This window comes from Mycobacterium sp. E3198 (assembly GCF_001667015.1).
GTDB lineage: Bacteria > Actinomycetota > Actinomycetes > Mycobacteriales > Mycobacteriaceae > Mycobacterium.
In genome coordinates, this window is record NZ_LZIS01000266.1 from 1 (window position 1) to 14,001 (window position 14,001).

Consider the following 14,001-nt stretch of genomic DNA (forward strand, 5'->3'; position numbering starts at 1 on the left):
TCGATCAGCCGGTCCTCGCCCTCCGGTATGTACTTTCTTGGCGCGGCGCTGCCGATGTGGTGTAGGCGGCAACGACCCCGCATGCGATGTCGTACATCGCTTGGCCATACCGATGCCGAGGGAACGAGGGCTACTGGCGCAAGGGCATGAATCAGGCCGACGCACCTTACCTTCCGCTGACTCCAGAGGTCGTTGCCGCCTACACCACATCGGCAGCGCCGCGCCAAGAAAGTACATACCGGAGGGCGAGGACCGGCTGATCGAACGGCTTGAGGCGATCACCGGGTCGGGTCCACGCGGCCCGTATCCGCACGCCGTCAACTACTTTCAGCACCACAGTCTCGGAGAAGCGTCCCAGCGATAGGGAGCCGATACGCTTCTACAGACAACCAAACTTCCCCATCACCTCGAGTATCACGTGGTGCTCGGCAACAGCACCGCCGTTCACGTCAGCTCGGTTCGCTTGCCTGGTCCACCTGAACCAGGCGCTGGGCCTCGTCGAAGAGTTCCCGTTCCGCGAGACGGGCGGCAGTGAGCGCGGAGAGCGCGGTGGCGGCCAACAGCATGTACATCACCACGATCTGGTAGCGAATCGCGGTGACCGGATTGACCCCGGCGAGGATCAGTCCGGTCATGGCCCCAGGCAGGCTGATCAGCCCGACCACCTTGGTGGAGTCGATGGTCGGTATCAGCGCGGTGCGCAGCGCGGACTGTTGATGGGGCAGGAACGCTTGCCGGCCGGACTGCCCAAGGCTCAATCGAGCTTCGATCTCCGGCCGCGCTTGCTGGGCTTCCTCGCGTAGCCGCCGCAGCGCCACGCCGGCGGCCAGCATGGCGGACGAGACGATCTGGCCGCCGACCGGGACGATCACACGGGCCTCGGCGGCGATAACCCGTCCGGCCAGCAGGGCACCCAGCGTGACAACGGTGCCCGTGACGACACCGCCGGTGGCGGCTACCTTGGCGCCGGGCAGGCCCGCGCCGCGGCGGCCAGCGACCTGCCCGGCGATCAACATCATCGCGATCACCCAGCCGGCGCCGCCGGGTAGACCGGCTCGTTGGAACAGCAGGAGAAGGATGGCGCCGACCCCGACCAACTGCAACCCGGCGCGGGCCGCGGCGACGACGAGTTCCCGAGTGAGCCCCAGCCGCTGGCGGTAGGCCACCGCTGCGGCCACCGCGACCAGCGCCAGGGAAGTGACTACCCCGCCCCAGCCAGGCACCAGCAGCGCGGATGTGGCCATCGCGCCGACCGGTGGGCGGAATCGCCCGGACGCCAAACCGCGACCAGACGGCCCTGCTCGAGGACCGAGACCTATCAGCCGCCGCATCCATGGGTTAGCGCGGAAAACCAAGACCGTTGTCGAGCCGACTACGACAAGACCCAGCGGCCAAGCCAGGCGGGCCCACGGCCACGAACTCCGTAGCCCGTTGTGCGTCGGCTGGGTCGCCATCGGCGGCTCGAGGTGATAGCCGATACTATCCAGCGCCTTGCGCAGCCTCTCGATCTCCGGGGCAACATCTAGCGGGTCGCCGCGCGAACGCAACAGAGTTCGCGCTATCCCGCCGATGACTTTCTCCACCACGCCGCCATGGCTGACAACAGTCGAGTGGCGGACACGCGCGGGCACCGACGTGGCGGGAACGCGCTCCCCGTCGGCGATCGCCGTCAAGACGGCAGCGGTGTCGCAGTGCTCGGGCGAATACCAGACCACCACGGATCCCGTCCGCGGATAGGCGCGCGCCGCGCGCACACCGGTCAGGTTGGCAACCGTCTCCTCGATCGCGAGGGCCCCGGTCGCATCGAAGCGAAACCCGTTGGCCTGCACACGCATCCGACCCGCTGCAGCCGATACGATGGTGAGTTTGGGGCTCAGTGTGACGCCCACGTCAGCGCTTGGCGCCTCGAGCCTTGGGTGCAGCCTTGGGGGCGGCCTTACGGGCAGCCTTGCGGGCCGGGACGTCTGCGGAGTTCGCCGCCGGCGGCGGTTGGACTTCCTCCCCCACGCGCTCTGCCGCCTCGGCGACCACGTCGGCGACCGCCAGTCGGGCCCGCTCGGTACCCTCCTCGGCCCTGCGCTCGGCATCGCGCGCAACGCGCAGCGCCCAGGCCGTCGCGGAAACGGATGCCTCCCGCAGCGGAGCCTTCGCCACCGCTTTGCGAACCGCCTCATATGCAGCAACCCCCACCACGCCGGTCACTACGGTCGGCGCCGCCTTCGCTAAAAGTCCATGCCACATATCGCGGACACTCCCTTCACATCGCTCTTCCCATCATGGTCAGGTCACAGCCCGGACGCCACATCTAACGCGGTCATGCCGTGCGGTCCGCGACGAGATGGCCGTGCTCAAGGAGCAAGACTCGCTCGGCGACACTTCCGATCAGACCGTGGTCGTGGCTGACGAGCACCACGGTGCCGCCCGTGCTCACATGCTCGTGGACTAGTGCGCCAATGACAGTGGCCGTGGGGCCGTCCAGCGCTGAGGTCGGCTCATCTAGTAGCAAGATCTCCGGTTCGACGGCCAACGACCGGGCCAGACACAATCGTTGCGCCTCGCCCCCGGATAACTCGGCGGTAGCGCGGGTAGCGAATCGTGGCGCCAGCCCCACCCGCGCAAGCAACTCGCCCGCTCGGTCGTCGGGCAGGTCGGGGCGGCCGACACGGACCTCGTCGAGTACGCGGTCGGCAAGCAATACTGGGGCCTGCGCTACCAGTCCGACACGCCGTCGCAGTGCCAGCACGTCCAGCTCGGCAATGGGCACACCGTCGAGCAAGACGCGTCCGGTCGTGGGTTCGGTGAGACGGCTCAGTAGCCGCAGCATCGTCGTTTTTCCGGCGCCGCTGGCACCCATGACCGCGGTGCACCGGCCAGCCGGAATACACGCATTGATCCGCGCAAGGAGGGTGGCCGGGCCGCGAGTCACAGCGACTTCGTCGAGGCGAAAGCCATGCACTCCACGAACGGTACCGGACAGGTACCGAGGGCAGATCGTCGAACGCGCACCCGGCACCCCGCCGGAACACCACACATTTTCGGAGGGTCCTCTAACACAATGAGGCGGTCCCGCAGGGTTTATCTGGGCCTTCGCCACACCACTGTGTCCTCATGGCGCATGAGAAATTCGAGCACACCCGTATTCGCGGGGAGTCAAAGCAATTGGCGCAGAACCGCGTTGGACTGTGCGTCGAGCCAGATCGAGCGATAGCGATCCCGCGGTTAACAGCACCGGTCGTTCCTGCGCGCCGCGACGCACCAACGCTCGCAGGCGCGCCACCAGCACTCGAAACGAAAACGGCTTCGTCAGATAATCGTCTGCCCCAAGGTCGAACGCGTCGGTCTCGTCGTACTCGCCGTCTTTGGCTGTGAGCATGAGTACCGGTGGCCGCGACTGCTCCACTTCTCAGCGTCCCCACAGCGGTCACGGGGCACGCTGGCTACATGAGCGATGTCAGGGTCGGCACGATCAAGGTGTGGGACGACGTGCAGCAAATGCCGATAGGAGCCGGCACTGCGACGGCCGGCACGGCGAGATTGGCGCGGCCGCCCGATGCATGGGCTCATTCGGGGCTGCGGACTTCCGGCTACAGCCGCAGTCATCCTAATTTCATCGAAAGGTCTGATGACACAGATCGGCTTCCGTTGGCGCCATCCCGTCTCGTCAGCGCGACGATCGGCCGCGACATGAGCAATGACCTAGTTCTCCGAGATCAGCGCGTGTCGCGCGCGCATGCGGTGCTGGTTTCAACTCCGGTCGGCGTCGAGATCCGCGATATCAACAGTCGCAATGGCACATTCATCAACGGCGCACGGATCGGTCGGGCTCTTTTGCGCAGCGGCGACTTCGTCACTATCGGCACCACCGAATTCGCGGTTGAGTTCAGTGGGAGCATCCGGCTCGCAACGGAGGCTCTTAGGATTCTCAGTGCCGGGCGCATTCGGCATTCCCCGTCCTGGACTGTCGGCCATGCTCGCTACGCTCGACGAGCTCAGGGCGGAATCAGACTCCGCTGAAGCAGTCCTGACCCGTCTGGGACGACGACGATGCAGCCGGGATGGTCGCGTTAGTGGTGGAAAACGTCGCCTCCACGCCGGTATCCGTGACCTTGACGTTGTCGGCGTGAATGCCCAGCGGATAGTTCTGGGTCGCTTTGGAAGTCAGACTATCGAGATTCGTCTGCACCTTGTCCGTCGACATCTTGGAGCCCAAAGCGGTCAAGTTGACCACCTGAAGTGACAGCCCGTTGTTGGCGATCTGCGGCTTGACGGTGGCGCTGTCGAGGAGACCCTTCAATTCGATGGTTCCGTCGCCGGGGTTGGTGGTGACTTGGCTGGTCACGAAACTGCCCAGCACCGGGATGGCGTCCTGGATCGATTGTTTGATGCCGTCGGATGACCAGGTGACGGTGCCGTTGAGCGCGCCGATGGTGCCCTTGGAGTTGTTGGTGTCGCTGAGGTGGAGGTCCTTGATATTGATGCTGACTTTCATGCCTTTGGCGCTGCGCACCTGATTGCCGGCAGTCTGCACGGAGATGTCGGGATACTGGCCGCTGAAGTACTGCCAGAGCATTGGCGGCATGGAGGCAAACGACACGGTGGCGCTGTCCTGCACCTCGCATGCCACCGCGCTTGCCACCTTGCTGCCGACCAGGTGGCGAAGGAATAGCTCGGCACCGACCGCGGCGGCCAGGATGACCACCAGCACGATGGCCAGGACCAGAGCCATCGACCGTCGGTTGCCCAACAAGCGGCGTCGGCTTCGGGCCGGCGCCTCCCTCTGCGGCGGCTGAGTGGGCAGCCGAGTAGTGGCCTGCTCAACCTGCCTTGGTGGCGGCCCCGACCCACGTTGCGGCGGGGCCGGCGGATACGGCTGTGGAGTCGGTGGGCGGCCGGGCGGCGGTGGTCGGTTCGGTGGCGGTGGCGGAGGGTATGGCCGGCCGGCCTGAGGAATCTGTCGGGTCGGGGATCCCGATGGGGGCGCGGGCGGGGGCCCTGGATGTATCGGTCTCCTGCTGGGGCCAGGCGGCTCGGGCGGACGATTCCATTCCGGCGAATTGCCGCGCGGCGGGCCCTGGGGAGTTGTCATTAGCGCCATTGTGCCTTGTCAACGTGAACGCGTCTGCGACAAACGTGGGTTCCGTCGAATAGGGGCACTGGGTTACCCGTTGAAGGCAAACTGGCGCAACGGTCTGGGAGGCATCTCGTCGAGTCGAGCGTCGTGGCCGAGCCCTGGCGCCTGTTTGTGCGTCGGGCTGACAAGCGTCGGGCTGACAGGATTTGAACCTGCGACCACTTGACCCCCAGTCAAGTGCGCTACCAAACTGCGCCACAGCCCGCATGCCGCCGGATCACCGGCGGCAGGTCGAAAGCCTACCGCAGCCGAGCCGCCACCCTGCTAATGCCCGAGCGACCTGCGCGTCTTCTCCACCCAGGCCCGCAGCGCGTCGGCCAGTTCGGATTCGCGGCGGTAGAACCGCTGCGCCGGCACGGGCACGCTGACCGCCACCGGCTGCTCGCCTACGCCGGGCAGCACCGCACCGACCGCGCAGACGCCTTCGGACTGTTCCTCGCGGTCGTAGGCGACGCCGTCGGCCCGGACGCGGTCGAGTTCCTTGCGCAGCGCCGACGGCGTCGTGATGGTGTTGTCAGTCAGCCGCGCCAGCCGGCTGCGCAAGGCCTGCGCCTGCTGCTCGGGCGCCAGGTTGGCCAGCAGCGCTTTGCCATTGGCGCAGCAGTGCAGCGGAAACGACTCCCCGACCGCGCTGATCGCCCGCAGCCGGTGCGGCGAGACGACCTGGTCGACGAACGTCACGCGGTCCCCATCGAGGATCGAAAGGTCCACCGTCTCCTCCAGCTCGCGCGACAGCTCCTCCATGAACGGGTGCACGTCCATCACCACACCGAGCCGCGCGGTGGCGGCCATGCGCGCGATCTCGGGCCCGAGCCGATACGGGCCACGCGCCCCGCGCGAAGCCACCAGGCCTTCGTCGTCCAACGCGCCCAGGATCCGGCTGACGGTCGAGCGCGCCATGCCCAGCCGCTCGCCGATCTCGGCCTGGCTGAGCCCGCCGGGGTGCGCCTGCAAAAGCCGCAGCATCTCGGCCGCGCGCGCGATGACCTGAATGCCGTCGGAAGTCACGCCGCCTCGCCGGTCTCGAGACGGTAGGTCCCGGTGGGGTCGACGATCGCGACCAGCCGCACGATGCAGCCGTCGCCGCCGACCCAGCGCCATGGGAACGCGGCGAAGGTGACGCGCTTGCCGGTGACCTTGTCCAGGTCTCCCCCGACGTTCTCGAAGCCGTAGATGCCGTTGGACAGGATCGCGCGGTGGCACGGCTCCCACTCGGGAAAGTCGTCGAGCACGCGACGCCCGGTCTCCTCCTCGTATTCCCGTACCGCCCAAGGCAATAGCCCACCGGTGTGTTCGGCCGGGCCGTGCGGGGCGATCGAGGTGGCCATCGGGTGATCCAGCGCCTGGGTGTCGGTGCCGACGGCCTTGACGCCCTTGGCCGCGAACCACTCCCCGGCCTCCTTGTAGAAGCCCGGCGAGTAGGCGTAGTACTCGGCGCTGTCGGCGTAGGTGTGGTGCCAGCCGGTGTTGACGATGACGATGTCGCCGGGCCGGATCTGCGGCGTGGCCTTCTCCAGGTCCTCGGCGGTGACGACCTCCCACTTCTTCTTCGGGATCGACACGACGACGCCGGTGCCGAAAAACGCGCTCAGCGGGATCTCGTGCAGAAACGGCGTGCCCTCGACGACGTGCGCCGGCGCGTCGATGTGGGTGCCGGAATGCATGACGGTGGTGATCTTTTGGGTCAGCACCCGACTTCGGGCCATGTTGTGCAGGCGCTCGATCTTCACATCCTCGAAGTACGGCCACGCCGGCACGCCATGACCCCAGGGGTGGGACAGGTCGTAGAACTCCAACTTGGATTCGGCTTCGCCGAGGGGCCAATTGATACTCATGATTTCCTTTCGATCAACACGCGGTGTAGCCGCCATCGAGGTACATCACCTGTCCGGTGAAGAAGCTCGAGGCGTCGCTGAGCAGGTAGATCAGGGCGCCGACGAAGTCGTCGGGTTCGGCGAAGCGGCGCAACGGGATTCGGGCGAACATCGCCTCGCGGGTTTGGCGGCCCTTGTCGTCGTCGGCGAACATCCACTCGGTCACCTCGGACCGGAAGACCGTTGGCGCCAACGCGTTTACCCGGATGCCGGCTGGCCCCCACTCGGCGGCCAGGCTCTTGGCCAGCAGGTCGGTGGCGCCCTTCGAGGGGCAGTAGGCGCTGTAGCCGGCGGGGTGGCCGAGGGAGCCGCGCACCGAGGACACCAGCACGACGCTGCCGCCGGTGCCCTGCTCGAGCAGTACGCGCCCGGCCGCCTGGCACACCAGCCAGGCCCCGCGGGCGTTGGCGCCCATCACCTTGTCGTAGTCCTCGACGGCCATCTCGGTGATCGGCGCGACGTGGTTCATGCCCGAGGCCACCAACACCCCGTCGAGGCGGCCGTGCCGCGCGACGGCCGCCCCCACCATCTCTTGGGCGTCGGCCGGGGTCTCTGGCCGGCGGGTAACCACCGCGGCGTCGTCGATGCCGAGCTCGTCCAATCCCGCGGCATTGCCGCCCGCCAGCGTCAGGCGGGCACCCGCGTCGGACAGGGCCCGGGCCGCGATGCTGCCGAGGGCGCCGGTCGCGCCGGTGATCAGTATCGACTTGCCTTCAACGCTGAACAGCTTCATCGCTGTCTCCGTAATTTGCACGATGCGGGTATATCAACCCGATATGCAAGAGACGTTACGGAGCGGCGCAACCCAAAGTCAACGCTTCATCCTGTGATATAGCTTTCATCGCCCGCATTGCGGGAAATAAATGCAGATTTAGCGGCGCTTGGCTCCGCGCTTCTCCCGCACCCGCACGTTGATCCGGATCGGACTGCCCTCGAATCCGAACGTCTCGCGCAGCCGCCGCTCCAGGAACCGCCGGTAGCCGGCCTCGAGGAAACCGGTCGTAAAGAGCACGAACGTCGGCGGGCGGGCGGTGGCCTGGGTGGCGAACAGGATGCGCGGCTGCTTGCCGCCGCGCACCGGCGGCGGCGTGGCCGCGACCACTTCCTTGATCCAGGAGTTCAAAGGGCCGGTCCCGATCCGCGTGTCCCACGACTCCAGCGCGGTCTCCATGGCCGGCACCAGCTTCTGCACCGCGCGGCCCGTCTTGGCGGAGATGTTGACCCGCTGCGCCCACCGCAGCTGCGCCAGCTCGCGGTCGATCTCGCGCTCCAGCAGCTCGCGGCGGTCCTCGTCGACCAGGTCCCACTTGTTGAACGCCAGCACCAGCGCCCGGCCGGCCTCGATCACCATCGACAGCACCCGCTGGTCCTGTTCGGTCAGGGTCTGCGACGCGTCGATCAGCACGACCACCACCTCGGCCGCATCGATGGCCGAGTGCGTGCGCACCGACGCGTAGAACTCGTGACCGCTGGCCTGCCCCACCTTGCGCCGCAGGCCCGCGGTGTCGACGAACCGCCACACCTTGCCGCCCAGCTCGATGAGCGAGTCGACCGGATCCACCGTCGTCCCGGCGACATCGTGCACCACCGAACGCTGGTCGCCCGCAAGCTTGTTCAGCAGCGAGCTCTTGCCCACGTTGGGCTTGCCGACCAGCGCCACCCGCCGCGGCCCACCCGCCGCCGGCGCCGCCTCCGACACTTCGGGCAGCGCGGCCAGCACCTCGTCGAGCAGATCGGCGACGCCGCGGCCGTGCATCGCGCTGATCGCGTGCGGCTGACCGAGCCCCAGCGACCACAACTCCGCGACGTCGGACTCGGCCTTCTCGCTGTCAACCTTGTTGGCCGCCAGGAAAACCGGCTTGCCCGAGCGCAGCAGGATGCGCGCGGCGGCCTCGTCGGCCCCCGTGGCGCCGACGGTCGCGTCGACCACCAGGATCACCGCGTCGGCGGTGCGCATGGCCACCGACGCCTGCTCGGCCACCAGCTGCTGCAGGCCCTTGGCGTCGGGCTCCCATCCGCCGGTGTCCTGCACGACGAACCGGCGCCCGGTCCACAGCGCGTCGTAGGAGACGCGGTCGCGCGTCACGCCGGGGATGTCCTGCACCACCGCCTCGCGGCGGCCCAGGATCCGGTTCACCAGGGTTGACTTGCCGACGTTGGGCCGCCCCACCACCGCAACGACGGGCGCGGGCCCGGCCTCCTCGAAATCCTCAACCCCGGAATCGACTGCTTCCCAGTCGCTTTCGTCGACCCAGGTGCCGTCCTGCGTCACCGCACGGCCCCGCTTTTCTGCCGGACCAACTCGAGCAAATGCGCGACCACCTGCGCCTCGGTCATGTCGCTGGTGTCGACGACCACCGCATCCGGCGCCGCGCGCAGCGGCGACACCGCCCGGGTCGAATCGAGGTGGTCGCGGCGACGCACGTCGGCCAGCACGCCGTCATAGTCATCGGCCAAACCCGCCGCGACGTTCTGGTCGTTGCGCCGCCTGGCCCGGGTTTCGGCCGAGGCAGTGAGGAAGATCTTCACCGGCGCGTCGGGCAGGACGACGGTGCCGATGTCGCGGCCCTCGACGACGACGCTGCCCGGACCGTCGGCCATTGACCGCTGCAGCTCCACCAGCCGGGCGCGCACGGCCGGCACCGACGACACCGCCGAGACCGCGCGGGTGACCTCGTCGCCGCGGATCTCGACCGAAACGTCTTCCCCGGCAAGGTAACACCGGTCCGCGTCGGGGTCGTAGCTGACGGACAGCCGCACCCGCGCCGCCACCGACTCGACGGCCTCGGCATCACCAGGGTCGACCCCGGTGCGCAGCACCGCCAGCGTCACCATCCGGTACATCGCCCCGGTGTCCAAATAACGGGCACCCAGGCCGCGCGCCAAACCCTTCGACACCGAGGACTTCCCGGTCCCCGCCGGGCCGTCGATGGCAACGACAACACCCGTCACAACCCGACCGCCTTGTACAGCGAACCGACCTCGTCGCGCCGCAAGGCCCGGATGCTGCCCGGGCGCTGCTCCCCCAGCGACACCGCCCCGATGTCGGTACGCACCAGCGCCTCGACCGGGAAACCGGCCGCGCCCAGCAGCCGGCGCACGATGCGGTTGCGTCCCTCGTGCAATGTCAACCGCACCAACGTCTTTCCCGGAATGGCATCCACGACCGCGAAGTCGTCGACCCGCGCCGGCCCGTCCTCCAGCTCGATCCCGGCGCGCAGCTTCTTGCCCAGCCCCCGCGGCACGGTCCCGGCCACCGTCGCCAGATACGTCTTGGGCACCTCGTGGGAGGGGTGCATCAGCCGGTGCGCCAGCTCGCCGTCGTTGGTCAGCAGGATCAGGCCCTCGGTGTCCGCGTCCAACCGGCCGACGTGAAACAGCTTCTTGGTCCCGCGAACCCGGCGCTCGACCAAATCGCCGATGCACGGCCGGCCCCGATCATCCGACATGGTCGAGTGCATGCCGCGCGGCTTGTTCAGGGCGAAATACACCAGCGAGTCGTCGACGACCACCCGCGCGCCGTCAACGCGGATCACCGAGGCGTCCGGGTCGACCCGGGTGCCCAGTTCGGTCACGACCGCACCGTCCACCTCGACGCGGCCATCGACGATCAACTTCTCGGCGGCCCGCCGCGACGCAATTCCGGCCTGGGACAAGACTTTTTGCAGCCGGACCCCTTCAGATTCGGCCATCAATCCTTGTCCACGTCGAAGGACAGCGACTCCTCGGAGGCCGAACCGCCCGCGAGTTTGATGAATCGTGGCTCGCTGTCCAGGGATTCGCTCAAGTCCTCGATCGTGTCGACGTCGGGAAGCAGCGGCGCGATGTCGGGTAAGTCGGCCAGCGACGTCAACCCCAGCCGCTCCAGGAACAGCTCGGTGGTGGCGAACGTCGTGGCGCCGGTGTCGTCGTCGACGCCGGCCTCGGTGATCAGGCCGCGCGCCAGCAGCGTGCGCATGACGGCGTCGACGTTGACGCCGCGCACCGCGCTGACCCGCGCGCGCGTCACGGGCTGCCGATAGGCGACCACGGCCAGCGTCTCCAGCGCGGCCCGGGTGAGCTTGGATCGCGCGCCGTCCAGCAGCAGCTTCTCCACGTACGGCGCGAACCGGGCGCGGGTGTACATCCGCCAGCCCTCGCTGTTTTGCCGCAGGTCGATGCCGCTGTCGCGCTGGGTGAGTTCCTCGGCCATCTGCTGCAGCCTGGCGGCGATGCGGTAGACGGGCTGCCCGGTGGCCGCGCCCAGCGCCTCGGCGGTGACCGGGGTGTCCACCACCAGCAACAGCGCCTCCAGCACGGAGCCGAGTTCGTCGGCGTCCATCGGCGCCGCCTCGGCGATCTCCGGGATGCCGTAGTCCAGATCGATCTCGGGCAGTTCTTCAGTCATTCGTCCCGCACTTCTACCGGACGCTCCCCGGTCCACGAAATTTGGAGCACGCCAAGCGGCTCTGACTGGTCGAATGCTACCGTCCGGCTCCGATACAGCTCGAGCAGCGCGAGGAAGCGCCCGACGACCTCCATCGGCGCCGCACAGTCGGCGACCAGCTCGGAAAACGTCGCCCACTGGCCGCTGCCGCGGGCTTCCAGGATCGCCAGCAGCTTCTCGGCCTGCTCGGGGACCGAGACCTGCAGCTCGTGCAGGTGACCGATGGCCACCGTCGGGACCGGGCGCGGCGTGAACGCGACCGCGGCGATCTGCGCGAACCGCTCGGCGTCGACGCCGAGCATCACCTCGGGGAGCAGCTCGGTGAACCGGTCCTCCAGCGACACCGCGCGCGGATAGCTGCGCAGGGCGGCAGCCTCCAGCTCGGCGAACATCTCCGCGACGTGCTTGAAGGCGCGGTATTGCAGCAGCCGGGCGAACAGCAGGTCGCGCACCTCGAGCAGCGCCAGGTCGTCGTCGTCGTCGACCTGCCCGGCCGGCAGCAGGCGGGCGGCCTTGAGGTCGAGCAGCGTCGCGGCGATCACCAGGAACGCCGTGGTCTCCTCCAGGCCCAGCTGGGAGCCGATCGCCTTGGTGTAGGCGATGAAGTCGTCGGTGACCTGGTGCAGCGCCACCTCGGTGACGTCGAGGCGATGGGCGAAGATCAGCTGCAGCAGCAGGTCGAACGGCCCCTCGAAGTTGGTCAGGCGGACCTGGAAGCCGGTCTGGGGTGGCGCCTCACCGTTGGCGGTTGAGTTCACGCGCCGAATCGGTGGATGAACTCGCGGGCCAGCGCGCGGTAGGCGACGGCGCCGGTCGATTTGGGCGCCCAGGTGGTGATGGGCTCGCCCGCCACGCTGGTCTCCGGGAACCGGACGGTCCGGGTGATCACGGTGTCGAACACCAGGTCCCCGAACCGCTCCACGACGCGGGCCATCACCTCGCGCGAGTTGACCGTCCGCGGGTCGTAGCGGGTGAGCAGGATGCCGCTGATCTCCAGCTTCGGGTTGAGCCGGTCGCGCACCTTGTCGACGGTGTCGGTGAGCAGCGCCAGGCCGCGCAGCGAGAAGTACTCGCACTCGGTGGGGATCACCACGCCGTCCGAGCAGGCCAGCCCGTTGACGGTGAGCAGGCCCAGCGACGGCTGGCAGTCGATCAGGACGTAGTCGTAGCGGTCCAGCACCGGATACAGCGCGCGGCCCAGGGTCTGTTCGCGGCCGACCTCGTTGACCAGCTGGATCTCGGCGGCCGACAGGTCGATGTTGCTGGGCACCAGGTCCATGTGGTTGACCCGCGTCTTGAGCAGCACGTCATCGATCGACACCCGCGGCTCGACCAGCACGTTGTGGATCGTCTTCTCCAGCTCGTAGTGCGGCACGCCCAGGCCGGCGGACAGCGCGCCCTGCGGGTCCATGTCCACCAACAGCACGCGCCTGCCGTACTCGGCGAGCGCGGCACCGAGGTTGATCGTCGAGGTGGTCTTCCCGACGCCGCCCTTCTGGTTGCACATCGCGACGACCTTGGCCGGGCCGTGCGAGGTGCGCGGCGTCGGCTCGGGGATCGCCCGCGGCGGGCGTCCCGTCAAGCCGATCTCGACGCCGTTGTCCGGGTGCTCGGTCATCACGCCCGGCGTGTTCGAGAGGTGAACATCGCTCGAAAGTCTAACGGCTTCGCGCAGTTAAACCGGGCGCCGCGCGGGCGAGTCACCAGCGAATATGGCCGGAAATCACTGGTGAAACGCCCCTTTGCGCGCAGGGTTAACTTCAGTCACACCAGCAACATTCGGGGGGCGGCGGCGGCCCGCACTATCTTTGGTCCTCATGGACCTCAAGCGACGACTCCCCATCCTGCGGTGGTCGGTGTGGCGGATGGCCGCCGGGAACCGCAACATCACCACCACGGGCCAGATCGGCGACGGGCGCGAGGCCGCCGCGGTCGAATACGTCCTGCGCAACGCCCGCGCGGGCGACGTCGACGACGTGCTGGCCACCATCGACAAGTTCGCCTACGAGAAGTCGATGCTGATCAACGTCGGCGACGAGAAGGGCCTGCTGCTCGACGCGGCGGTGCGGCGCGCCGATCCCGCGCTGGCGCTCGAGCTGGGCACCTACTGCGGCTACGGCGCGCTGCGGATCGCCCGCGCCGCCCCGACGGCGAAGGTGTACTCCGTCGAGCTCGCCGAGGCCAACGCGGCCAACGCCCGGCGGATCTGGGAACACGCCGGTGTCGCCGACCGGGTGACGTGCGTCGTCGGGACCATCGGCGACGGCGGGCATACGCTCGACGCGCTGGCGAGCGAGCATGGATTCGCTTCCGGCGCACTCGATTTCGCGTTCCTGGACCACGACAAGGACGCCTACCTGAACGACCTGATGAGCATCCTCGACCGCGGCTGGCTGCGCCCGGGCGCGATCGTGGTCGCCGACAACGTCCGGATTCCCGGCGCCCCCAAATACCGCGAGTACATGCGCCGCCAGCAGGGCAAGCAGTGGAACACCGTCGAGCACAAGGCGCATTTGGAATACCAGTCGCTGGTGTCCGACCTGGTGCTCGAGTCCGAATACCTGGGCTAG

The 14,001-nt window shown here is 68.1% G+C and carries 15 protein-coding genes, 1 tRNA gene and 1 pseudogene; 2 read left to right on the top strand and 15 right to left on the bottom strand.

Annotation, left to right across the window (positions count from 1 at the left end; all coding sequences use genetic code 11):
• Positions 1-449 precede the first annotated feature (449 nt).
• From fetB to A5673_RS28820, 4 genes and pseudogenes are all read right to left on the bottom strand, one after another.
• Entirely contained in the window at positions 450-1,244 is a 795-nt protein-coding gene (gene fetB, locus A5673_RS27040) for an iron export ABC transporter permease subunit FetB (protein ID WP_068239986.1), read from the bottom strand.
• 646 nt (positions 1,245-1,890) lie between these two features.
• A complete protein-coding gene (locus A5673_RS28815; protein WP_082958984.1) occupies positions 1,891-2,241 on the bottom strand; it encodes a DUF1490 family protein in 351 nt (116 codons plus the stop codon).
• A 73-nt stretch (positions 2,242-2,314) separates the two neighbouring features.
• Positions 2,315-2,956, bottom strand: coding sequence for an ATP-binding cassette domain-containing protein (locus A5673_RS27045; RefSeq protein WP_068239850.1), 642 nt, complete (start codon positions 2,954-2,956; stop codon positions 2,315-2,317).
• Positions 2,957-3,093: 137 nt separating this feature from the next.
• Positions 3,094-3,382 (bottom strand): annotated as a pseudogene (locus A5673_RS28820) (response regulator transcription factor); the annotation flags it as partial.
• A 59-nt stretch (positions 3,383-3,441) separates the two neighbouring features.
• On the opposite strand from A5673_RS28820, the gene A5673_RS28825 reads away from it, so the two are divergent.
• Entirely contained in the window at positions 3,442-4,014 is a 573-nt protein-coding gene (locus A5673_RS28825) for an FHA domain-containing protein (RefSeq protein ID WP_156748666.1), read from the top strand.
• On the opposite strand, the gene A5673_RS27050 is transcribed toward A5673_RS28825, so the two are convergent.
• The 11 genes from A5673_RS27050 to A5673_RS27100 form a co-directional block, all read right to left on the bottom strand.
• Complete coding sequence (locus A5673_RS27050) at positions 4,001-4,726, bottom strand: DUF2993 domain-containing protein (RefSeq protein ID WP_082958986.1); 726 nt, start codon at positions 4,724-4,726, stop codon at positions 4,001-4,003. The genes A5673_RS28825 and A5673_RS27050 overlap by 14 nt on opposite strands.
• 536 nt (positions 4,727-5,262) lie before the next feature.
• A tRNA-Pro gene (locus tag A5673_RS27055) sits at positions 5,263-5,336 on the bottom strand.
• A 59-nt stretch (positions 5,337-5,395) separates the two neighbouring features.
• A complete protein-coding gene (locus tag A5673_RS27060; RefSeq protein WP_255396660.1) occupies positions 5,396-6,139 on the bottom strand; it encodes an IclR family transcriptional regulator in 744 nt (247 codons plus the stop codon).
• The gene (locus A5673_RS27065; protein ID WP_068239855.1) at positions 6,136-6,966 is read right to left on the bottom strand and encodes a cyclase family protein; all 831 of its coding nucleotides are present in this window, start codon (positions 6,964-6,966) and stop codon (positions 6,136-6,138) included. The genes A5673_RS27060 and A5673_RS27065 overlap by 4 nt, the downstream gene beginning before the upstream one ends.
• Before the next feature lie 13 nt (positions 6,967-6,979).
• The gene (locus A5673_RS27070; RefSeq protein WP_068239858.1) at positions 6,980-7,738 is read right to left on the bottom strand and encodes an SDR family NAD(P)-dependent oxidoreductase; all 759 of its coding nucleotides are present in this window, start codon (positions 7,736-7,738) and stop codon (positions 6,980-6,982) included.
• A 138-nt stretch (positions 7,739-7,876) separates the two neighbouring features.
• Positions 7,877-9,277, bottom strand: a complete 1,401-nt coding sequence (gene der, locus A5673_RS27075) for a ribosome biogenesis GTPase Der (protein WP_068239865.1) — start codon at positions 9,275-9,277, stop codon at positions 7,877-7,879.
• The gene (gene cmk, locus A5673_RS27080) at positions 9,274-9,957 is read right to left on the bottom strand and encodes a (d)CMP kinase (protein WP_068239868.1); all 684 of its coding nucleotides are present in this window, start codon (positions 9,955-9,957) and stop codon (positions 9,274-9,276) included. The genes der and cmk overlap by 4 nt, the downstream gene beginning before the upstream one ends.
• Positions 9,954-10,697, bottom strand: coding sequence for a pseudouridine synthase (locus A5673_RS27085; protein WP_068239870.1), 744 nt, complete (start codon positions 10,695-10,697; stop codon positions 9,954-9,956). The genes cmk and A5673_RS27085 overlap by 4 nt, the downstream gene beginning before the upstream one ends.
• Positions 10,697-11,392 (bottom strand): SMC-Scp complex subunit ScpB, encoded by a 696-nt coding sequence (gene scpB / locus A5673_RS27090; RefSeq protein ID WP_068239873.1) that lies wholly within the window; start codon positions 11,390-11,392, stop codon positions 10,697-10,699. The genes A5673_RS27085 and scpB overlap by 1 nt, the downstream gene beginning before the upstream one ends.
• Positions 11,389-12,189, bottom strand: coding sequence for a segregation/condensation protein A (locus A5673_RS27095; RefSeq protein WP_068239875.1), 801 nt, complete (start codon positions 12,187-12,189; stop codon positions 11,389-11,391). The genes scpB and A5673_RS27095 overlap by 4 nt, the downstream gene beginning before the upstream one ends.
• Positions 12,186-13,049 (bottom strand): ParA family protein, encoded by an 864-nt coding sequence (locus tag A5673_RS27100; RefSeq protein WP_068239878.1) that lies wholly within the window; start codon positions 13,047-13,049, stop codon positions 12,186-12,188. The genes A5673_RS27095 and A5673_RS27100 overlap by 4 nt, the downstream gene beginning before the upstream one ends.
• A 199-nt stretch (positions 13,050-13,248) precedes the next feature.
• Here A5673_RS27100 and A5673_RS27105 point away from each other — a divergent pair, with 199 nt between their 5' ends.
• Entirely contained in the window at positions 13,249-14,001 is a 753-nt protein-coding gene (locus tag A5673_RS27105; RefSeq protein ID WP_068239881.1) for an O-methyltransferase, read from the top strand.

Coding starts and splice junctions, on each gene's coding strand:
- fetB (WP_068239986.1), bottom strand. CDS start 1,244: ATGGCCACATCCGCGCTGCTGGTGCCTGGCTGGGGCGGGGTAGTCACT.
- A5673_RS28815 (WP_082958984.1), bottom strand. CDS start 2,241: ATGTGGCATGGACTTTTAGCGAAGGCGGCGCCGACCGTAGTGACCGGC.
- A5673_RS28825 (WP_156748666.1), top strand. CDS start 3,442: ATGAGCGATGTCAGGGTCGGCACGATCAAGGTGTGGGACGACGTGCAG.
- A5673_RS27050 (WP_082958986.1), bottom strand. CDS start 4,726: ATGGCTCTGGTCCTGGCCATCGTGCTGGTGGTCATCCTGGCCGCCGCG.
- A5673_RS27065 (WP_068239855.1), bottom strand. CDS start 6,966: ATGAGTATCAATTGGCCCCTCGGCGAAGCCGAATCCAAGTTGGAGTTC.
- A5673_RS27070 (WP_068239858.1), bottom strand. CDS start 7,738: ATGAAGCTGTTCAGCGTTGAAGGCAAGTCGATACTGATCACCGGCGCG.
- A5673_RS27085 (WP_068239870.1), bottom strand. CDS start 10,697: ATGGCCGAATCTGAAGGGGTCCGGCTGCAAAAAGTCTTGTCCCAGGCC.
- scpB (WP_068239873.1), bottom strand. CDS start 11,392: ATGACTGAAGAACTGCCCGAGATCGATCTGGACTACGGCATCCCGGAG.
- A5673_RS27100 (WP_068239878.1), bottom strand. CDS start 13,049: ATGACCGAGCACCCGGACAACGGCGTCGAGATCGGCTTGACGGGACGC.
- A5673_RS27105 (WP_068239881.1), top strand. CDS start 13,249: ATGGACCTCAAGCGACGACTCCCCATCCTGCGGTGGTCGGTGTGGCGG.